Source organism: Paraburkholderia sp. BGA-UO-ETr-F12 (assembly GCF_059567945.1).
In genome coordinates this window covers 227,349-247,723 of sequence record NZ_JCAQOZ010000057.1, presented here as the reverse complement: position 1 = coordinate 247,723, position 20,375 = coordinate 227,349, and the positions used below count along the sequence as shown (strand labels likewise).

The 20,375-nt window shown below is 63.1% G+C and carries 20 protein-coding genes; 12 read left to right on the top strand and 8 right to left on the bottom strand.

The window, feature by feature from the left end; genetic code table 11:
* Nucleotides 1-2: 2 nt before the first annotated feature.
* Nucleotides 3-1,097, bottom strand: a complete 1,095-nt coding sequence (locus AC57B6_RS27840; protein ID WP_496422516.1) for a triacylglycerol lipase — start codon at nucleotides 1,095-1,097, stop codon at nucleotides 3-5.
* Between the two features lie 105 nt (nucleotides 1,098-1,202).
* On the bottom strand, nucleotides 1,203-2,138 hold the full coding sequence (locus AC57B6_RS27835) for an AraC family transcriptional regulator (protein ID WP_406868553.1): 936 nt from the start codon (nucleotides 2,136-2,138) through the stop codon (nucleotides 1,203-1,205).
* Nucleotides 2,139-2,346: 208 nt separating this feature from the next.
* On the opposite strand from AC57B6_RS27835, the gene AC57B6_RS27830 reads away from it, so the two are divergent.
* Together AC57B6_RS27830 and AC57B6_RS27825 are read left to right on the top strand one after the other, a co-directional pair.
* Nucleotides 2,347-3,261 carry an NAD(P)H-binding protein gene (locus tag AC57B6_RS27830; RefSeq protein ID WP_496422515.1) on the top strand — a complete coding sequence of 305 codons (915 nt, stop codon included), beginning with the start codon at nucleotides 2,347-2,349 and terminating at the stop codon, nucleotides 3,259-3,261.
* A 26-nt stretch (nucleotides 3,262-3,287) separates the two neighbouring features.
* Nucleotides 3,288-3,497 (top strand): hypothetical protein, encoded by a 210-nt coding sequence (locus AC57B6_RS27825; RefSeq protein WP_028197220.1) that lies wholly within the window; start codon nucleotides 3,288-3,290, stop codon nucleotides 3,495-3,497.
* 146 nt (nucleotides 3,498-3,643) lie between these two features.
* On the opposite strand, the gene ribA is transcribed toward AC57B6_RS27825, so the two are convergent.
* Nucleotides 3,644-4,294: a GTP cyclohydrolase II gene (ribA, locus tag AC57B6_RS27820; protein WP_028197221.1), complete on the bottom strand. Its 651-nt coding sequence runs from the start codon at nucleotides 4,292-4,294 to the stop codon at nucleotides 3,644-3,646.
* Nucleotides 4,295-4,586: 292 nt separating this feature from the next.
* On the opposite strand from ribA, the gene AC57B6_RS27815 reads away from it, so the two are divergent.
* Nucleotides 4,587-5,030 (top strand): CBS domain-containing protein, encoded by a 444-nt coding sequence (locus AC57B6_RS27815; RefSeq protein ID WP_496422536.1) that lies wholly within the window; start codon nucleotides 4,587-4,589, stop codon nucleotides 5,028-5,030.
* A 304-nt stretch (nucleotides 5,031-5,334) separates the two neighbouring features.
* Here the strand turns inward: AC57B6_RS27815 and AC57B6_RS27810 are convergent, their stop codons facing one another.
* Both AC57B6_RS27810 and AC57B6_RS27805 read right to left on the bottom strand, forming a co-directional pair.
* Nucleotides 5,335-5,679, bottom strand: coding sequence for a DUF4148 domain-containing protein (locus tag AC57B6_RS27810; protein ID WP_030100741.1), 345 nt, complete (start codon nucleotides 5,677-5,679; stop codon nucleotides 5,335-5,337).
* A 272-nt stretch (nucleotides 5,680-5,951) separates the two neighbouring features.
* Nucleotides 5,952-6,596 (bottom strand): DNA-3-methyladenine glycosylase, encoded by a 645-nt coding sequence (locus AC57B6_RS27805; RefSeq protein ID WP_178370067.1) that lies wholly within the window; start codon nucleotides 6,594-6,596, stop codon nucleotides 5,952-5,954.
* A gap of 399 nt (nucleotides 6,597-6,995) precedes the next feature.
* Here AC57B6_RS27805 and AC57B6_RS27800 point away from each other — a divergent pair, with 399 nt between their 5' ends.
* A complete protein-coding gene (locus tag AC57B6_RS27800) occupies nucleotides 6,996-7,361 on the top strand; it encodes a BON domain-containing protein (protein ID WP_028197225.1) in 366 nt (121 codons plus the stop codon).
* Between the two features lie 337 nt (nucleotides 7,362-7,698).
* Nucleotides 7,699-8,781, top strand: a complete 1,083-nt coding sequence (locus AC57B6_RS27795) for a calcium:cation antiporter (protein WP_028197226.1) — start codon at nucleotides 7,699-7,701, stop codon at nucleotides 8,779-8,781.
* Nucleotides 8,782-8,841: 60 nt separating this feature from the next.
* Here the strand turns inward: AC57B6_RS27795 and AC57B6_RS27790 are convergent, their stop codons facing one another.
* Nucleotides 8,842-9,735: a LysR substrate-binding domain-containing protein gene (locus AC57B6_RS27790; protein ID WP_046570686.1), complete on the bottom strand. Its 894-nt coding sequence runs from the start codon at nucleotides 9,733-9,735 to the stop codon at nucleotides 8,842-8,844.
* A 559-nt stretch (nucleotides 9,736-10,294) separates the two neighbouring features.
* On the opposite strand from AC57B6_RS27790, the gene AC57B6_RS27785 reads away from it, so the two are divergent.
* The 7 genes from AC57B6_RS27785 (at nucleotide 10,295) to AC57B6_RS27755 (ending at nucleotide 16,752) form a co-directional block, all read left to right on the top strand.
* Nucleotides 10,295-11,389 carry an ABC transporter substrate-binding protein gene (locus AC57B6_RS27785; RefSeq protein ID WP_028197228.1) on the top strand — a complete coding sequence of 365 codons (1,095 nt, stop codon included), beginning with the start codon at nucleotides 10,295-10,297 and terminating at the stop codon, nucleotides 11,387-11,389.
* Nucleotides 11,386-12,369, top strand: a complete 984-nt coding sequence (locus AC57B6_RS27780; RefSeq protein WP_216751581.1) for an ABC transporter permease — start codon at nucleotides 11,386-11,388, stop codon at nucleotides 12,367-12,369. Before AC57B6_RS27785 ends, AC57B6_RS27780 begins: the two co-directional genes overlap by 4 nt.
* Nucleotides 12,366-13,262, top strand: a complete 897-nt coding sequence (locus AC57B6_RS27775; protein WP_183800051.1) for an ABC transporter permease — start codon at nucleotides 12,366-12,368, stop codon at nucleotides 13,260-13,262. Before AC57B6_RS27780 ends, AC57B6_RS27775 begins: the two co-directional genes overlap by 4 nt.
* 55 nt (nucleotides 13,263-13,317) lie before the next feature.
* Complete coding sequence (locus AC57B6_RS27770) at nucleotides 13,318-14,391, top strand: ABC transporter ATP-binding protein (protein ID WP_496422514.1); 1,074 nt, start codon at nucleotides 13,318-13,320, stop codon at nucleotides 14,389-14,391.
* A gap of 54 nt (nucleotides 14,392-14,445) precedes the next feature.
* Nucleotides 14,446-15,273 carry a transporter substrate-binding domain-containing protein gene (locus AC57B6_RS27765; protein WP_046570690.1) on the top strand — a complete coding sequence of 276 codons (828 nt, stop codon included), beginning with the start codon at nucleotides 14,446-14,448 and terminating at the stop codon, nucleotides 15,271-15,273.
* A 67-nt stretch (nucleotides 15,274-15,340) separates the two neighbouring features.
* Nucleotides 15,341-16,093, top strand: coding sequence for an amino acid ABC transporter permease (locus AC57B6_RS27760; RefSeq protein ID WP_030100747.1), 753 nt, complete (start codon nucleotides 15,341-15,343; stop codon nucleotides 16,091-16,093).
* A gap of 2 nt (nucleotides 16,094-16,095) precedes the next feature.
* Nucleotides 16,096-16,752: an amino acid ABC transporter permease gene (locus AC57B6_RS27755; protein ID WP_046570695.1), complete on the top strand. Its 657-nt coding sequence runs from the start codon at nucleotides 16,096-16,098 to the stop codon at nucleotides 16,750-16,752.
* Nucleotides 16,753-16,834: 82 nt separating this feature from the next.
* Here AC57B6_RS27755 and AC57B6_RS27750 read toward each other — a convergent pair whose 3' ends face one another.
* Entirely contained in the window at nucleotides 16,835-18,115 is a 1,281-nt protein-coding gene (locus AC57B6_RS27750; RefSeq protein ID WP_046570696.1) for a c-type cytochrome, read from the bottom strand.
* A 16-nt stretch (nucleotides 18,116-18,131) separates the two neighbouring features.
* Complete coding sequence (locus tag AC57B6_RS27745; RefSeq protein ID WP_028197236.1) at nucleotides 18,132-20,375, bottom strand: xanthine dehydrogenase family protein molybdopterin-binding subunit; 2,244 nt, start codon at nucleotides 20,373-20,375, stop codon at nucleotides 18,132-18,134.

The window sequence follows — 20,375 nt, the reverse complement described above, 5'->3', positions numbered from 1 at the left end:
GCTCACACGCCTTGCGTCTTCAACCGGTTAGCCTGCGTACGGATCACCGCAACCGGATCCGCTGCATTCGCGCCGCGTACGCCGAGCAACTGGTTGATTTCGTCGAGGTGATTCCACTTATAGCTGGTACTGAGCACCTTGCCGTAGAGCGCGCTGCACACCGAGACGAGGCCGTCGTTCTGCCCCGACTGTCGGCTCAGCATGATGGCGCCGGTGCCGTACAAAACGAGTGTCGACGGATCGAGGACGTCGGCGGCATCGAGCGGCGCGACACTGGTGTCGGTAGCACCTGGAATGCCCAGTATCGACGTGGGTTGAATCGCGCTGCCCGCCCACGAATACAACAGATGCGTGTTGCCGTTGACGGTTTCAGTCGCCGCGCCGGTTTGACACGAACCCGGTGCGCCGAGACCCGCGCTCGGATAGCGCAGGTTGTAGGCGGCGGCGTTCGCTGTGGTCAGCGTTTGCAGCGCGGCTACCGCGTTCTGGTTGGTGTTGTGACTGCTACTCGTCAGGATGCCGAAGATATTCGCAAAGGCGCCGATGATCGGCGTCGAAAGACCGGTCGGGTCTTTTTTCAACGCGTCCTGCACGAAGTCGGCGAACTCCGAACCGCGATGCGGCGCGCCGATGGTGGTCACCGAAGCGACGAGTTCCGGCGCGACCGCCGCGACATAGCGCGACGTCAAGCCGCCCTGGCTGTGACCGATCAGGTTTACCTTCTGCGCACCGGTTGCCGCCAGAACCTGCTTCACGTAAGCGAGCAACTGTTCGCCACGGCCGCTCGGACCGTCGTCGCTTTGAAAACCCGAAAGGTTCGCCACATACACGGTTGCACCGTGCTGCTGGAGGTCCGACTGAATGCCGTACCAGTAGTCGAGTACGCCGAGATACTTGTCGGTGCCGGTAAGGCCATGTACGAGGATGATCGGATAGCGGGTTGCCGCGTAATCGTCGCTGGCGGTATTCGATGTCGCGGCAACCGCGCGATCGATTCCGGCCGGCGTGGCTAGTGTCAGAAGCGCGGCGAGCGGCGCATTGGCAACAGCAGCAGCGATCGCCCAGGCGACGATGCGAGAACCCTTCGATTTCGACATATGACGGCCTCCGGTTGCGAAGTCCGCGTATTTAGCTATACAAATCGAGTGAGGGCAATAGAGCGGGAACTCCAAACTGCTTATGCTGCAGTGCGTTCTCAAGCTCTATCGCAGCGTCGCGATGCGGCGGGCATTGAAGCGTTCGAGTTCGATCATGTTGTCTGGATTCGCGCTTGACTTGACCAGTTCCCGCGGCGTTACCCCCAGCAACCGCCCCATCCAGTGCGCCATATGACTCTGATGCGCAAAGCCCGTCTCCAACGCGATCTGGCTCGCGCTCAAGCGGCCTTGAAGCAGGAGTGCACGGGCCCGCTCCACCCGCCGCTGCACCACGTATTGATGCACCGGCATACCGAGCGTCTCGCGAAACAGCACCTTGAAATGCGGCACGCTCAACTCGGCGTGCGCGGCCAGTTCGGCGAGCGTGAGACGTTGATCCAGATGCGCTTCGATAAACTCGATCACACGCGCGGCAGTTTTCGGCGCCAGCGTACGGCGTTTGTTTTCGAGCTTGTCGAGTATCGGCGCGCTGCCGATCAGCCGCACCACCATCGCCGTACACAGGCTTTCAGCGTAAAGCGGATCGGACGCATCATCCGCTTCGAGTTCGGCGCGTAAGGCCCAGGCCAGATGCTGGAAGCGCGGATCGCGCATCTGGAGCTGCGGACGCAGCCGCGCTTCACTCGTTTTCAGTTCCAGTTGCTCGACGGTGCGCTGCGCGAAGTCCTCGCCGATCCACACGCTGAAAATCGTGCAGGCGGCTTCATCGGTCCACTGCCCGTCGACGCCCGCGGGAATCACATCGGTGTCGCCATGCGCCTGAATCCGGGAGTAGCGCCGCTCGTTGCACATGCAACGCGCCTTGACCGGCGCGCCGACATGCACGCCCACGCGATGATGCTTGAGCGCCGGGATCCGGTGCAGTCCGGCCGACACGTTGACCAGATCCGCGCCAAAACCCTGCCAGCCGAGCGCCTTGCTGGAACGCAATACCAGGCGGGAACCACTGTGCGGTTGCAGTATCGGTGTCACGGCATTCATTGCTTTCCCTCGTGGATGACGGCCAACGTGTGTGCATTGTGCTGCGTTTTTCGTCGCGATGCTTGAGCTCGCGCTGCCACAATCGGCATGCTGCGTCGCCGCAGAACAAAACAATCATCCGAATCTGCGCAAGACGATCCGCGCCCGCGCGTTTCTCGTTGCCGGCCTCCCTAAGATGACGACATACCGAATCAGCCAGGAGCCGAACGTGTTTGTGATCTTTGGAGCAGCAGGCAATGTAGGTAGAGTGAGCGCGGCGGCATTGCGCCGGGCGGGCTGTGACGTGCGCGCGGTGGTCCGTAACAACGAGCAAGGCGCGCTGCTGGAGGAAATCGGCTGCGAAATCGCCGTTGCCGATCTGCTCGACGCCGCCTCGGTCGCGCGCGCCATCGAGGGGGCATACGCGGTACAGATACTGTGCCCGGTGCCGCGCGCCGACGCCGATCCCGCAACCACGATGCGCCGCATGATCGACGTGAGCGCGAACGTATTGCGTGCCGACCCGCCGCAACGCGTGCTCGCGCTCTCGGACTACGGCGCGGAACATCCGAGCGGCACGGGCATTACGACGCTGTTTCACACCCTCGAAATGCGGCTCGCGCCCATTGCCGCGCAATTGACGTTTCTGCGTGCAGCGGAACACATGCATAACTGGGCGCGCCTCTTACCTGTCGCACTTGCGAGAGGCGTGCTGCCGAGCCTGCATCATCCGTTGATCAAGCTGTTTCCGACGGTCGCCGCCGAGGACGTAGGACTGCTGGCCGCCGAACTCCTGCTCGACGAGAGGCCGGCGAAAGAGGCGCCGCGCGTGGTCAGTATCGAAGGCGAAACGCGCGTCAGCGCGTTAGACCTCGCACGCACGCTCGGTGCATTGACGCAGCGTCAGATTACGGCCTACGAAGTGCCCCGCGGCGAATGGGCCGGGATGCTCGAGGGCGCGGGACTCGGCGCGAATCACGCACGTCTCATCACGGATCTGTACGACGCGCACAACGCGGGCCGCATCGACGTCGAAACCGGGATCAGCGAGCGGCGCTTCGGCTCGACCACGCTCGCCGACGCCTTCGCGGCGATCCTGGCGCGCGTCGCCGCAGCCTCGCCGGCAAGCGCCGCCGCACGCTGAACGGCACTCGCGATAGGAGAAACGGCATGCATACCTGCCCTTTGCTGCGCGTATCGATGAAATCACGGAAAATCGCCGCGCGGCGTCCACTGCACGCGCGCGGAACGACGAGCAGCCGCGACTGGACGGCGATTCTGGAGATTTCCGCGGGCCTTGCGGGACTGGTCGGCTGGCGAGCGCTTCAGGACGTGCTCAACGCGATTCCCGACAGTAACGACGACTTCAGTCTGTTCTGACTCACCGGCCCGGGCGAACCACCTGTGCACCGTGGGCGCGCCTCAGTTCCGCCAAAGCTGGCCACCTGAGGTCGCACTCTATTGACGAAAACAACGTGTTAGCGCCGGCTGCCGTTTGCAAAAGGCGGCCGGCGACTACGCGTCGCTTATTCGTTCTCGTCGAAATAGTGCCCAAACTTCAATTGCTTGGTGCGGATATAGCGCTCGTTTTCCTCGCGCATCGGAATCGCCAGCGCGACCCGCTCACATACCGGAATACCGTGCTTCGACAGCGTGTCGAACTTCTCCGGATTGTTGCTCATCAGGCGCACCGAGGTCACCTTGAGCGTGCGCAGAATGCCCGCCGCCGAATCGTATTCGCGCGAGTCGTCGGGCAAGCCGAGATCGAGATTGGCCTCGACGGTATCACGGCCCTGCTCCTGCAGCGCATACGCGCGAATCTTGTTCGACAGGCCAATGCCGCGCCCTTCGTGGCCACGCAGATAAAGCAGCACACCGCAGCCTTCGGCCGCGATATAGCGCAGCGCCAGATCGAGCTGCTCGCCGCAATCGCAGCGGTACGAGCCGAGCACGTCGCCCGTCAGGCACTCGGAGTGCAGGCGCGTCAATACGGACGACTTGTTGGCGACGTCGCCCATCACAAGCGCGAGATGTTCGGCGCCGCTTTCGCACACGCGAAACACGTAGGAGGTGAACGTGCCGTAGCGCGTGGGGAGCGTGGCGGTAGCGTCGAGGATGACGCATTCGCCGTTGATTGCGCCGTCTGCTGCTGGCGACGGATCGTGAGACGTGAGCATGGCGTTGGACAATGGTGCTGACATGAACCCGATCAAACCGGGGATAAGGTACAGACAAGTACGGACTGGGAGTTTACCGCTAATCGGCGCAACGCACCCGGATGTCCATGCGCCGCGCAAGGAACCGCCGTGGCGCCGCGCCGCTCCCGAACGCTAACCCATGCCGGATATGCTGCGCGCCACAGGTATTCCCGAAGTACTTCCAGCGGCGCTGCGCGCCTATACTGGAATGGCCTGTCCCTCACGACAGCGCGCCGCATCGGCGTGCTGCACTGCGAAACGGAGCCGCTCCATGACAAGCGTTGCACAGCTTCTGAAAACAAAACCCAATCACACCACCGTCTTTACTGTCGAGGCCGACGATTCCGTCTACGACGCGATCAAGCTGATGGCTGAAAAAGGCATCGGCGCACTGGTCGTAACCGAGGGCGACAGCATCGCCGGGATCGTGACGGAGCGCGACTATGCGCGCAAGGTCGTGCTGATGGACCGTTCGTCGAAGGCCACGCCGGTGCGCGACATCATGAGCAAAGCCGTGCGCTTCGTGCGCCCGGACCAGAGCACCGACGACTGCATGGCGCTGATGACCGAACGGCGCATGCGCCACTTGCCGGTGATCGAAAACGGCCGGCTGGTGGGCATGGTCTCGATCGGCGACCTGGTGAAGAACATCATCGCCGAGCAGCAATTCACCATCCAGCAACTGGAGTTCTATATCCACGGCGAGCGGCCCTGAGATTCGCCGCACGTCGGGTGTGCGACTCGCTGCCGGGCGTAAGCGGGCACAGGCGGGCGCAAGTTGGCGCAAAAAAAGCCCAATCCTTGAAAGAGGTTGGGCGAAGCTACCTTGCGGCAGCGGAGGTTCCTGTTTTGACAATGCGCACCGCGTCCGGTGCGCATTGTCATATCCGTATCGAACTACTGACTGCTTGCTAAACGTCGAGCGTGCGCTCAATCGATGCACGCTCGACGAACTTCATGGGGCAGCGCACCTGAGCGCTTGCACCGCTTCATTGCAGCCCCTCATTACAGCCCTCCAATCAGTTACCGAAATAAACCGACTTCGGGCCGGACATCGGCTGGACCACGCCACCCGCTTGTGACGAACCGCTCACCGTGCCGCCATAACCACTGGTATTCGCGACCGGTTCCTGCGTCTGCGCGACGGCCGGATTTTGCGCCTGCACACGGCTTTCGGCGGCCTGAATGTCAGACGGATAGTTTGTGTCGTTGCTGGTGGCGGGGTTGTAGCCCGCCTGTTCCAACTGGATCAACTGGCTGCGAACTTCCGCGCGCGTCAAGGGTTGTTGGCTCGATTGAGCGAAAGAAGCGACCGGGGCGGCCAGAATGGCTGCAATAGCGACTGCCTTGATGAGCGATTTCATGATGACTTACCTCCAGATCTGATTTTTTGCTTCGCTTGCCACACCATGTGAGAAGCGAGTGATTCCAGTCTAGTCACCCGATCATCGAGGGAAAACCCTTAATTACGAGATACATAATTGTTCGATTCGAAAGAATGCGGCGGAACCTACGCAGGAGCCTGATTGAAGTGCCGTCCTTACCGTAATAATTGTCGGGATCGTAACCTTTCTGTCTGATGTTCCGACAATTTCACCCATTACGCATGTTTCACCGCATCGCACGTCACTAAAGATCAATCCGGCGCGTGGGTCAAAGTTTCGGCGTGCGGGGGCAGCAGCAGCTTTCGTGGTCCGCTGACGAACGCACTGCCGGGTTCAAAAAACCGCAATGGCCGATGCATTTCGCGCGATAAGCCGATGCGTGTCGTCACGCCGATCGGCACATCCTTCTCTATCACGCCGATCCACAGGTCACGCCCGGTGCAAAGATCGCGACCGTCGAACGACTGACCGATGCCCAAGGCCGTGGTGAGCCGGCCGGGGCCGCGCGCAAGATCGCGCAGCGGCACGCCAGGCCGCCGCGCTTCCATCAACGGCAAGCCTTCCAGCGGTTCGATGGCGCGCAGCAGAATACCGGCGCCGATATCCTCCGCTTCCGCGGACATGTTCAGCATGTACGAGAGTCCGTACGTGAGCCGGATATAAGCGTGGCCGGGAGCGAGAAACATCGAGCCGTTATACGGGCGACGGCCAATAAACGCGTGGCTGGTCGGGTCGCCGACCGGATACGCTTCAGTCTCGACAATCCGCCCGCTCATACGGCCTTCGGGAAGATCGTGCACCAGGTATTTGCCAACCATGAAACGCGCCAACGCGGTCGCATCAGGCGGCAAATCGTCACGAAGCAATGGCAAGATGGGTAGCGGTTGTTTCGGCATGCGGTCCGGATGGATCGTTAGGCGCGAGGCGCAAGGTCGACGCAGGCGCGAGCGGGGCACTCAGCGGACACGCCCGAGCGTGTCGCCGCGCCGCATCAAGCGATAAGCGACATAAAGCGCCATCGGCCCGCGTTCATCCGCCCATTCGTTGTACCAAAACCTCACTTCCGGGCAGCGGCGCGATCACCATGGCACTAATTGGAGTATCGTGTGTTTCCGGCCCGCAGCACAGCCCTTGCCGGCATGCGTGTGTTCAAGCGCACCTGTTCAACTTACAGTTTGCAAGAAGTCGCACGATCCGCAGCAACGTTCCATTCAGGTTTGATCCCGAAGTACCGCTGGCGTAGTACACCGGCCCATCCACGGGCCGTCGTGTTCATGACAATAGGAGAGAGTTGAATGAAAGCATTCCAGGCAATCAAGATGGTCGGCGGCGCGCTGATCGTTCTGGCATCCGTCAGTGCGTACGCGCAAACCAGCGATGCCGCGGCTACCGCGGCCCCCATGGCTGCTTCGGCGGCGCCTAACGCCAAGTCGGCCAAGAAAGCCGACCGTGCATTGGGACGCAAAGTGCGCAGCGCACTGTCGAAGACCAAGGGCCTGACGGTCAGCAATATCACGGTGCGCGCACGTGGCGGCGCAGTGACGCTGGCCGGCACGGTGCCTGAGCAGCCGCAAGTCGACCTCGCCACGCAGGCCGCGCAAGCCGTGCCGGGCGTGACGTCGGTCAAGAACGCACTGTCGATCCGTCCGGTCGGACAGTAAAACCGCGTCAGCAGCCTTAGTGCTACACCGGGCGCAATGCTTCTCGCAAGGCGGCGCGTCCGGACTGAAACATCCAGTCTGTTTCCCCTGAATTTCCACGCAATTGCCAAACCCGGCTGTTGCGCACCTTCGCCACTGCGTCGGCGCAATCCGTCCCGCAGGCTCACAAAGCCTCGTCCGCCGAAAACTTTCCTTTATAATTTAATGCGTTAGGGCGCGTTGTTGACGGGATGGTTTAGCAACTTACGCTCGCTCGCAGGTCTTGCCGGCGCCCCACCTGTCCATCTCGCGCCAGTCAGCTACAGGCAACAAGAACCCGCAACGAAAGGAAGCCCGAATGACCACAACCGCGACCGCCTTGCCCCGCTGGACCATCGCCGCGCCTTTCGCCGCCTGGATCGTGCTGGGAGCCGCGTATGCCCTGCCGGGTAACGGGCTGCTGCTCGCGCTGATCGGCGTCGCACTGTGCGCTGCCGTGTTCACGGCGGTCCACCATGCGGAAGTGGTGGCGCATCGTGTCGGCGAACCGTTCGGCACCCTGGTGCTGGCGGTGGCCGTGACGGTGATCGAAGTTGCTCTCATCGTTTCGGTGATGTTGACGTCCGGTCCGGAAAAAGCCGGTCTCGCACGCGACACGGTGTTCGCTGCGGTCATGATCGTGTGCAATGGGATCGTGGGTATCTGTCTGCTGGTGGGCGGCATCCGGCATCGCGAGCAGGACTTTCAGAGCCGTGGCGCCGCGGCCGCGCTGGCGGTGCTTGCGTCCTTGTCTGTATTGACGCTGGTGATGCCGAATTACACGACGACCAGCGCGGGCCCGCTGCTGTCGTCGTCGCAACTGGCCTTCGCGGGCGTTTCGTCGCTGGTGCTGTACGGGGTGTTCGTGTTCGTTCAGACCGTGCGGCATCGCGATTACTTTCTCGCCGACGTCCCCGACGAGGACGTCCATGCCGCCCCGCCGAGCATCGGTGTCGCGCTGGCGGCCGGCGGTTTGCTGGTGGTGTGCCTGGTCGCTGTGGTGTTGCTGGCGAAAGTGCTCTCGCCGGTGGTTGAAACCGCAGTGCAGAACGCGGGCGCGCCGCCGGCGGTGGTCGGCATTATCATCGCCGCGCTGGTGCTGCTGCCGGAAGGACTTGCCGCCGTGCGCGCGGCGCGCGCCGACCGTTTGCAGAACAGCCTGAATCTCGCGCTCGGCTCGGCGCTGGCCAGTATCGGGTTGACCATTCCAACGGTTGCCGCGGTGTTCTTGTGGACCGCCCAGCCGCTCATCCTCGGTATCGACGGCAAGGAAACCGTACTGCTGATGCTCACGCTGGTAGTCGGCACCCTGACGCTGAGCTCCGGGCGCACGACGATCCTGCAAGGCGCCGTGCATCTGTCGTTGTTCGCGGCGTATCTGTTTCTGTCCTTCGCGCCCTGACGGCGGTCTGTGGTCCGGGGCCTTGCGCCCCGCCCACACACCCGGCGCCGCCGGCTCTTCCTACTCTTCCCAATGCGCCGCGATCCAGTCGCGAAACAGATTCAGCTTCTGCTGATGCGCGACTGAATCCGGATACACAAAGTAATAGCGCCAGCCGGTCTTGAGCACTGTCTCGAATGGCCGCACGAGGCGCCTCGCCGCGACGTCCTCATCGATCAACGCAAGGTCGCTGATGGCGACACCGAAGCCCTGCAGCGCGGCGTTGGTCGCCATGTCGAGGGTGTCGAAGCTCGGGCCGTGCTCGGCGTCGATAGCTTGCGCATTCGCTGCATCCATCTCGCTCACTTTGGCAAGCCACATCTTCCAGTCGCGATGATCGCGCGTCGGATGCAGCAGCGTGTGGCGCGCCAGATCCGCGACCTGGTCGAGCGGCTTGTCTTTCAGCAGATCGGGCGCGCACACCGGCGTCAAACGCTCCTCGAACAGAGGCACCGCCTGCACGCCCACACCCGGAGACGAACCATAGATGATCGCCGCATCGAACGGCTCGAGCTGAAAATCGACGTCGTGTTGCCAGGTCGTCGTGATCTGAACGTGCAGCTCGGGATACTCGGCCTGGAAACGCATGATCTTCGGCAACATCCAGCGCATCACGCAGGTCGGCACCTTCAGCGCGAGGTCGGTGCGCTGCCGCGTGAGGCGCAGCGATATCTCCTCGATACGCGCAAAGCTCTCCTTCACGGCCGGCAGCAGCAACTCGCCTTCGGCGGTCAGCGTCAGACCTTTGGCGTGGCGTTTGAAGAGGGGAAACTTGTAATAGTCCTCGAGCGCGATGATCTGCCGGCTCACCGCGCCTTGCGTCAGGCATAGGTGATCCGCGGCACGCGTGAAGCTGCGATGCCGGGCGACGGTTTCGAAAATCTGCAACGCGTTGAGCGGAGGAAGACGTCGCATCGGGTAGTCCAGTCCGGAATCAGGAAAAATCATCGCATGGTGGCGGCGTTGTACGCCGTCACGCCCTGTGAGCCCACAGCATACGCGATCAGAAGTTCTCGCACGTGGTGCGCTCGGGCAAACCGCATGCATTTCACTCATGACGTGACCGTCAATTCAAGCCTTGGCACGCCGGCTTGCACCGACTCGGGGCAGATCCTGCCGGACATCGCACCAGAACCGAGCTTTCCTCATACCTCCGTCAAGCCCCTCTGCGCCTGAAAATCATGGACGTTAACCCCGATAAGCCACTGGATTGGGGCTCGCAAGGATCGTAGCAAAGCCTCCGCTAGCGTCGCACGACAGTCAACCCATGAGATTCTGTCATGCGTTCCATGCGCATATTTCGTTTGTTGGGGGATTTTGGCAAATCTAGAGTGCATCCACACGCAACGCAACGGGTATCGCGTGAGGTCGGGAACACAAGGTTGGGCATCACAAGCAGCGCAAATGGGCGATGCAACGGCAGCGGTCAGAGCGAAACTCACCAGGCAACAGGCGTTCAACACAGGAGACCGCCATGCAAGAGATCAAACGGGGTAGAAGGCAGGCCATCAAGGCGATCGGCACGGCGCTCGCGGCGTCCACATTGCCGATGCCGTTTATCAATCTCAGAGCGCAAGAGCACAACTTCTCCGGCAAGACACTGCGCTTGCTGACCTGGTCGGACGACACGGGCGCCGCCGCTTTGCGCAACATCGCCGCCACGTTCACGGCGAAGACCGGCGCGAAGGTGATCGCCGACCGCGCCGACGGCACCTCCGGCATGGTCGCCAAGGTCAAGGCCGCGGGCGATCGTCCCACTTACGACGTCATCACGCTGGCCGGCGTCGGCGCTGCGGGCCTCGGCGACGCGGGTCTGTTGATGAAGCCCGACCTCGACAAGCTGCCGAACCTGAAGGAGGTCGCGCCGCAATACCGCACGGGCGCGAATGGCTTCGGCGTGGGCTATCTGCTGTGGTCGGACGGCTTGATCTACAACACGTCGACGGTCAAGACCGCGCCGTCTTCGTACGAAGCACTGTGGGACCCGAAGTACGCCGGACGCCTGTTCCTGCCGCCGCCGGAATGGGCCGAAGCGGTAGACCTCGCCATCATCGCCGCAAAAATGAACGGCGGCTCGCAACAGAACATCGAGCCGGGCTTCAGGAAACTGATGCAGTTGAAAGACCACGTGATGACGCTCGGCGAGAACCCGAATCAGGTGGCCGACCTGTTCCGCACCGGTTCGCTCGATATCGGCGGCATCTATTCGCCGGCCTTTTTCCCCGACCAGATCCGCAAGCCCGAGTACAAGATGGGCGTGACCTACGGCATGAAGGAAGGCTTCGCCACGCAGTTGATGTTCACGGTGATCCCGAAGTCGCACCCCGCCGACAGCGATCTGATTCACGCCTTCATCAACCATTCTCTCGATGCGGGCGTGCAAGGCCGCATGGCCGCCGATGTGCTGAACGGACCCGTCAATTCGAAAGCGGTGATTCCGGCCGAGAGCCGCGCGTTCGTGCCGAGCCCGCAGCAGATCGCCGAGAAAGCGATCCTGCATGACGACAAGGCGCTCGCCGTCGTGCAGCCGGCGTGGATCAAGCGCTACACCGAAATTTTCTCGGCATGACCGCAATGCTCGCGCGGTTTTCACGGCGCGCATCGTCGGCGTCGGACGCGGGATCGGGTGACGCGCCGGGCGCCGCACCCGGCTCGCCCGGCGCGGCTTCCCGCGCACCGGACGAGCAGGCGCCCACTGCGCTCGCGAAAGCGCGCCCCTGGCTTCTGCTCGCGCCGATCCTGCTGTTTCTCGCCATTCTCGGCGCGGCGGCGCTCGTCGTACTGCGAATGAGCTTCGGTACGCAAGGCAACGAATGGCATGGCTTCACGCTTCAGAACTACGCCGATCTCCTCGACGGCTATTTCCTGAGGTCGCTGTGGCTCACGCTGAAGCTCGCCTTTCAAAGCATGGTCTGCGCCGTGCTGCTGGCAATTCCCGTCGCGCTCGCGATGGCGCGCACCAAGTCGCGGCTCGCGCGGCGGCTGCTGCTCGCGGGCGTGCTGCTGCCGTTGCTCGTCAATCTGCTGCTGCAAGGTTACGGCTGGCTGATCATTCTTGGCCCGGCCGGCCTGCTCAATCACGCGCTGCTCGGCAGCGGCCTCGTCGACCGTCCGGTGATGTGGCTGTATCGCGAACACGGCGTGTTGCTCGGCCTGATTCAGACCGCGTTTCCTCTGGCTGTACTGCCCTTGTCGAGCGCGATGCGCGCGGTCTCGAGCTCGTATGAAGAAGCCGCGGCCACGCTCGGCGCGACGCGTTGGCAAACGCTGCGTCACGTATTGCTGCCGCTCGCCATGCCGGGGCTCGTATCCGGCGCGTTGCTGGTGTTCGCTTACAACGCCAGCGCATTCGCCGTACCCCTGTTGCTCGGTGGACGCCGCGTGCCGATGCTTGCCGTGCTGGTTCACGACCAGGTCGCGCCCCTGCTCAACTGGCCCGCGGCATCGGCGTCGGGGGTCGTATTGATGATCGCGACGCTCACCGTGATGGCACTGTCGCAACGGCTCGTGCGCCGCACGCAACGTCTCGCCGAGGAGCCTCACGCATGAGCACGCCGATCCAGACTCCCCTGACGCGCCCACCGCGTTCACCGCGCCTGCCGCGCTTGCCGCGTTTGCCGACCACCATGCCCGGCCAGCTCGGCAAGGCCACCGCGCTGCTCGCCGCCGTCGTGCTGTTCCTCGCCGCGCTGCCGATCCTGACGATGATCACCATGTCGTTCAGCGCGGCAGACACGCTTGAATTCCCGCCGCACGCCTACGGCCTGCATTGGTACCGCGCGGCATGGCACAGCTTTGTCTCGCCGGATGCGAGCGATTCGCTCTCGATGGGCGCCGCGCTCAGCACGAGCCTGATCGTCGCGCTCTCGACGATGGTCATCGCCACCCTCGTCTCGGTGCCGGCCGCGTACGCACTGAGCCGCTACCGTTTTCGCGGCAAACCGGCGGTCGAACAACTGGTCGCGCTGCCGCTCGTCTATCCGCTGGTGATGCTCGGCTTGTCGCTGCTGCTGGTGTTCAACGTGCTGCCGGTCGAGCTCGGCGTGTTCCGCCTGATCATCGCGCACGTGATTCTGGCGCTGCCGTTCACGGTGAAGAACTGCGCGGCATCGGTCGCCTCGATCGGCCCGGAGTTCGAAGAAGCGGCCTGCGTGATGGGCGCAAGCCCGGGCCGTGCGCTGATCGACGTCATCCTGCCGCTGATGCGCCCCGGTATTCTCGCCGGCATGCTGTTCGCGTTCATCGTCTCGTTCAACGAATTCACAGTGACGTTCTTTCTGTACGGCATCGACACGATGACGCTGCCGGTGTGGCTCTACAGCCGCACGGTGTCGTCGCTCGATCCGACTGTGTTCTGTTTCGCCGTATTCATCGTCGCGATCGACTTCGCGCTGATCTGGCTGCTCGAAAAGCTGATCGGCGACGAAGGGGTGGCGCTTTGATCGCCCTTTGCCTTTCGATCCGCGCTGCGCTGATGCCTTTTTGCTGGAGCATTCGATGACCCATCTGACCTTGCAGGCCGTGACCAGGCGCTTCAATACGACCTATGCCGTCGACAGCGTCGATCTGAGCGTGCCCGACGGCAAGCTGGTGTGCTTTCTCGGGCCGTCCGGCTGCGGCAAGACCACGCTGCTGCGGATGATTGCCGGACTCGAGACGCCGAGCGCGGGGAGCATCCATTTCGCGGGCCGCGATATTACGCATCTGCCGGCGAACCAGCGCGACTTCGGCATGGTGTTCCAGTCGCTCGCCCTGTTTCCGCATATGACAGTGGCGCAAAACGTCGCGTATCCGCTCAAGCTGCGCAAGACCGCGAAAGACGCGCAAGCACGGCGCGTCGCCGAGTTGCTGGATCTGATCCAGTTACCGCACATGGCGAACCGGCCCGTCACGCAACTCTCCGGCGGCCAGCGGCAGCGCGTGGCGATTGCGCGTGCAATTGCATCGCAACCGAAACTGCTGCTGCTCGACGAACCGCTCTCCGCGCTCGACGCCAAGCTGCGCGAAGCGATGCAGGTCGAAATTCGCCTGCTGCAACAGCGCCTCGGCATCACGACGATCATGGTCACGCACGACCAGCGCGAAGCGATGACCATGGCCGACGAAATCGTCGTGATGGAGAAAGGCCGGATTGCGCAAGTCGGCAAACCGCTCGATATTTATCGCGACCCGGTCAGCGAGTTCGTCGCCGACTTCATCGGGCTCGGCAATATCCTGCCGGTCACTTACGACGGCGCGGGCGGCGTCAGCCTGCCGGGAGGCCGGCGCATTGCGGTGGCGCAGCCGGCACGCGTGCCGCAAGCCAGCGGCGACATCCGTCTGTTGATCCGGCCGGAAGACGTGTGCGTCAAATCGGCCTCCGACCATGCAGGGCCGAACCGCCTCGCGGGCACGGTGACGTTTATCCGCGACGTGGGAGCCTCACTCGAAGCGACGATCGATTGCGCGGGTTTCACGCTGACGGCCGCCACCACCCCGCGAGAAACGCCGGGACTGGCGCTCGGCATGCCGGTGCTCGCGGAATTGCCACCGCATGCATGCAAACTGATCGCTGCCCGCGCGGCGCATTGAAACGCTCATCCAGAAAAACCATTCCAGTACCGAGTTTTCGACAGAGGAAAGACCATGAACCAGCCCCAAGTTGCCCAATCGAACGCGCGCCGCGTCTTCGCCACGCTTGCCGCGACGCTCGCCTTCACCGGCCTCGGCGCCCTGTGCGCGCTGGCGTCGCCGGCCGCGCATGCCGACGCGCTCGACAACATCGCCAAAACCGGCACGGTGCGCATCGGCGTATTCGAGGACTATCCGCCGTTCGGCTCGATCGGCCCGGACATGAAACCGATGGGCTACGACATCGACGTCGCCAACCTGATCGGCCGTGCGCTCAACGCAAAGGTCGAACTCGTGCAGGTGACGGGCGACAACCGCATGGCCTACCTCGCCGACCATAAGGCTGACATGCTGCTTTCAGTCGGCCAGACGCCGGAGCGCGAAAAGGTGATCGACTTCTCGCAGCCCTACGCGCCCTACTACCTCGCCGTCTTCGGCCCGAAGGCACTGCCCGTGAAGAACGCCGCCGACCTCGCCGGCAAGACGATTTCGGTCGCGCGCGGCACGCTGGAAGACCTGAGCGTGACCAAAATCGCGCCGCCCAGCGCGACCATAAAAAGATTCGACGATCCTAACGGCGCAATTTCGGCGTTTCTTTCTGGTCAGGTACAGTTGATGGTAGTCGGCAACGACGTCGGCGCAACCATTCTCGCGCGTCATCCGGCGAACGATCCGGAGCAGAAGTTCTCGCTGTTCAGCTCGCCGGACCACGTCGGTTTGAACAAGAACGAGCCGCGTCTGAAGCAGAAAGTCGACGAAACGATTGCCAAGGCCCGCAAGGACGGCACCATGAATGCGATTTCGCAGAAGTGGCTGCGCGCGCCGCTGCCGGCCGATCTCTAAACCTTGTTTGCACGGACGCCTTCGGAGCGTCCGCGCCGGAGTTTGACCTCACGATGAGCGCCACGTCATGACCTACGCGTTCGATTTCAGCGGCTTCGGCCTCTATGCGGGGCTGCTCGCGCGCGGTGTCGCCGTCACATTGGGACTGACCGCCGTGTCCACCGTGCTCGGCGGCCTCGTCGGCATTGGCGGCGCGAGCATCGCGGTGGCCGGTCCGAAATGGGCGCGCGGCGTGGTCGCGGCTTATGTCGAGTTGATCCGCAACACGCCCTTCATCGTGCAATTGTTCTTCATCTTCTTCGGCTTGCCGAGCCTCGGCATTCATATCGACGAGGTACAGGCCGCGATTCTGGCAATGACCGTCAATCTCGGCGCCTACGCGATCGAAATCGTGCGCGCCGGGATCGATTCGATTTCGCGCGGCCAGGTGCAGGCGGCCCAGGCGCTCGGCCTGCATGGGCGCCAGGTGTTTCGCTACGTCGTGCTGCCGCAGGCGCTCGCCAACGTGTTTCCCGCGTTGTTGAGCCAGGTGCTGATCGTGATGCTTGGCTCGGCGGTGGTTTCGCAAATCTCGGTCCCCGATCTGACTTACGCGGCCAACTTCATCCAGTCGCGCAACTTCCGCTCGTTCGAAAGCTACCTGATCATCACCGCGACGTATCTGGTGTTGTCGATCGTGTTGCGGCAACTCATGAACCGGCTCGGCCGCAATCTCTTTGCGGGCCGCGTGGCTCGCGGCGGCAATAGCGGCAGCGCGCCGCGTAACTGGCGTACCCGCCTGATGTGGCGCGGCGCCCGCACTCTGCCGACGGAGCGTTGATCATGGTCGAATTCACGCTGTGGGACATCGCCCGCAATCTGTTGCTCGCCGCCCGCTGGACGGTGTTGCTGTCGCTGATCGCGTTTGTCGGCGGCGGCATTGTCGGGCTGATCCTGCTCGCGATGCGCGTGTCGCCGTTGCCGTGGCTGCGGCGCATCGTGGTGGTGTACGTGGAGGTGTTTCAGGGCACGCCGCTGCTGATGCAACTGTTTCTGGCGTTTTTCGGCCTGCCCTTGCTGGGCGTCGATGTGTCGCCCTGGGTCGCGGCAACCGTCACGCTGACGCTTTATACCAGCGCGTATCTGGTCGATATCTGGCGCGGTTGCGTGGAAGCCGTGCCGCGCGGCCAGTGGTCCGCGGGGGCGAGTCTGGGCATGACGTTCGGCCAGCAACTGCGCTACATCGTCTGGCCGCAGGCACTGAAGATCGCCGTCGCGCCGACAGTCGGTTTCCTCGTGCAGGTGGTAAAGAGCACGGCGCTGGCGTCGATCATCGGCTTCACGGAATTGACCAAGACCGGCACGATGATCACTAACGCCGCTTTCCGCCCATTTCCGATCTACGGCATGGTGGCGATGATTTACTTCGCGATGTGCTTCCCGTTGACGTGGTATGCGCGCGTGCTGGAGAAACGGCAGAAGGTGGGGCAGCACCGTTAAGGCTTCCCCTGGTCGATAAAAAAGCGGCAACCGTGCAAAACGGTTGCCGCTTTTTTCGTTGCGAGCCTCGAGCGCGGCGCCGCTAGCGAGCCGCCTCAGTCGACTTGCGCAGCTTCGCCACGTCGGCCGCCGTCACCGCCGGTCCACCGTTATTCCAGCCGGCGCGCACGAAGGTGAGCACGTCGGCGATCTGCTGGTCGTTGAGCACCGGCGCGTACTTCGGCATCGGATACGGCGCGGGAATGCCGCCGATCACCAGGTCCTCCGTGCCGTTCAACGTCACGTTGATCAGCGAGGACGGATCCTTTTCCAGCACGTTCGGATTGCCGGCCAGCGGCGCAAGCATCGGCGCGAAACCGCGTCCGTCGACACCATGGCAGTGCATGCAATACGCCGTATAAACGCGCGCACCGGCATCGTTCGCGGGACGGTTCAACGACACTTTCGTCGCCTGTGGATCGTACGAGTAAGGCGGCGCGCCACTGCCACCCGCCGGCGGCAGCGACTTCAGGTAGGCGGACATCGCGGCGATGTCGGTGTCGTTCATGCCCTGCGTGCTGTTGTTGATCACACTGGTCATCGAACCGAACGCCGATGCATGGCGATTGGCGCCGGTTTTCAGGAACGCCTGCAAGTCCTGATCGTTCCAGCGACCCAGGCCGACGTTGTGCTCGCCCGTCAGGTTGGCCGCGAACCAGCCGTCGAGCAGACCGCCGGTCAGGAACGCGCTGCCGCTTTCATCCAGCGCCTTTTCCTGGAACGCAATGCCGCGTGGCGTATGACACGAGCCGCAGTGCCCGAGGCCCTGGATGAGATACGCGCCACGATTCCACGCCACATCCTTGCCCGCCTTGTCCTGATAGACGCCCTTCTCCAGGAACACCATATTCCAGAACTTCAACGGCCAGCGCATATTCAACGGCCATTTGATGTCCGGTTCGCGGTTCGCCTGCTGCACCGGCGCGACGCCGCTCATGAAGTACGCGTACAGCGCTTTCATGTCGTCGTCGTTGACCTTCGCATAGGACGGGTACGGCATCGCCGGGTACAGGTTGTGACCGTCTTTCGCGACGCCTTCGCGCATCGCTCTCGCAAAATCCTCTTCCGTGTAATTGCCGATGCCGGTTTGCTGATCCGGCGTGATGTTGGTCGTGTAGATGCGGCCCATCGGCGTGGTCATCGGCAGGCCGCCCGCGAACGGCTTGCCCTTCGGCGCCGTATGGCAAGCAACGCAATCGCCGACCTTCGCCAGATAGGCGCCGCGCTGCACCTGGGCCTGATCCGCGGCTTGCGCGTGGGTCTGCGTCAGGAACGGCAAAGCCACGCAAAGCGCCGCGCCGAAACCCTTGAGTGTGTTTTTCATGTTGGGCTCCTGTCAGTCAGGCGGTTTGCAGTTGGCTGCCGACCGGCAACTGGCGCAGCCGCTTGCCGGTGGCCGCGTAAATCGCGTTCGTCAGCGCCGGCGCGAGCGCTGCCGTGCCGGGCTCGCCGATTCCGCCGGGCGCCTCGCTGCTCTTCACGATATGCACCTCGATCGGCGGCGCCTGATCGATCCGCAGCATCCGGTAGTCGGTGAAGTTGTTCTGCTCCACGCGGCCGTCCTTGATCGTGATCTGGCTATAGAGCGCGGCCGTGATGCCGAAGATGATGCCGCCTTGCACCTGGGCTTCGATCGTGTTCGGATTCACCACCATCCCGCAATCGACCGCGCAGACCACGCGCTTGACGGATACCTCGCCCTGATCGACGGCAACGTCGACGACCATCGAGAAGAAGCTGCCGAATGCATGCATCACCGACACCCCGCGCCCTTGCCCCTTCGGCACCGCGCTGCCCCAGCCGGCCGCCTGCACGGCAGTGTTGAGCACGTTCAGCGCGCGGGGTGTCTTGCCCAGCAGATCCTGGCGGTATTTGACCGGATCGACTTTCGCCTGCGCGGCAAGTTCGTCGATAAAACTCTCGACCACGAAGGTGCCGCGTGTCGGTCCCACACCGCGCCAGAATGCGGTGGGAATGGCATGCGGTTCCTGACGGACATAGTCGACCAACTGGTTCGGCAGGTCATAGGGCAGATCAGCGGCGACTTCCACCGCATCGGGATCGAGCCCATGCTGGAACGCGGGCGGCGCAAAGCGCGCCATGATCGACGAGCCGACAATCCGGTGCTGCCAGGCGACCGGTTTGCCGTTCGCGTCGAGTCCGGCGGAAATCCTGTCGTAGTAGTACGGCCGGTACATGTCGTGCTGGATATCCTCTTCACGTGTCCACAGCACCTTTACCGGCGTCGACACCTGTTTGCCGATCTTGACCGACTGCGTGACCATGTCGAATTCGAGCCGCCGGCCAAAGCCGCCGCCGATCAGATGGTTATGCACGACGATCTTGTCCGCGGGCAAACCGGTTACGGCAACTGCGGCATCCACCACCCGCGTCGGCACTTGCGAGCCGAGCCAGATATCGCAGCCGTCGGGCCGCACATGCACCGTGCAGTTGATCGGCTCCATCGTCGCATGCGCGAGGAACGGTTGCTGATACACGGCGTCGACCCGCGTCTTCGCATTTGAAAACGCGTTGCTCACGTCGCCTTCTTTACGCGCCACCGCGCCGTTGCGTTGCGAAGCGTTGGCGAGATCGTCGACGATCTGTTTCATGCCGATCTGCGCGCCCGCGCCTTCGTTCCATTTGATATCCAGCGCCTGCAAACCGCGTTTGGCGGCCCACGTATGGTCGCCGATCACGGCGACCGCGTTGTCGAGCTTGACGATCTGGCGCACGCCGGGAATCTTCTTCGCGTTGGTATCGTCGACGCTGGCGAGCGTGCCGCCGAATACCGGGCAGTTCGCAATGGCCGCGTAGACCATATCGGGCACCCGCACGTCCAGTCCGAACATGGCCGTGCCGTCGACCTTCTCGGGCGAATCGAGACGCTTAACCGAAGTGCCGATCACCTTGAAATCTTTCGGATCTTTCAACGGCACGTTCTGCGGCGCGGGCAGCTTCGCCGCGGCGCTCGCCAACTGTCCGTAACCGATGCTGCGATTGCTCGCCGCATGAATCACCTGACCGGCCTGCGCATGGCAGCTTGCCGGATCGACCTGCCATTGCTGCGCGGCGGCGCTGATCAGCAGCGTGCGCGCGGCCGCGCCGGCCCGGCGCATCGGCTCCCACGCATAGCGGATCGACGTCGAACCGCCGGTGAGTTGCCCGCCGAGCAGCGGGTCCATGAAGAGCTTTTCGTTTGGCGGCGCGTGGTCGAGCGTGACCGAGTCGAGCGGCACTTCGAGCTCTTCCGCGATCAGCATGGGGATCGACGTGTAGACGCCTTGCCCCATTTCGACTTTCGGAATCACCAGCGTGACCTTGCCGGCCGTGTCGATCTGAATGAAGGCGTTCGGCGCGAACACGCCGTTCTGCGGTGCTTCATCTCCATCGCCGCCGATTACCGATTTACCGGTCTTCTGATCCTGACTGGCTGCCGGCATGCTGAAACCGAGCAGCAAGCCGCCGCCGCTTGCCGCCCCCACCGTGACGCCGAACTTCAGGAACGTGCGGCGTGTGATGCCGCTCTTGCCGCGCTTCGAAGGCTGCGCGCCGTTTTGTGCATCGAGCAATCCCTGGGACAT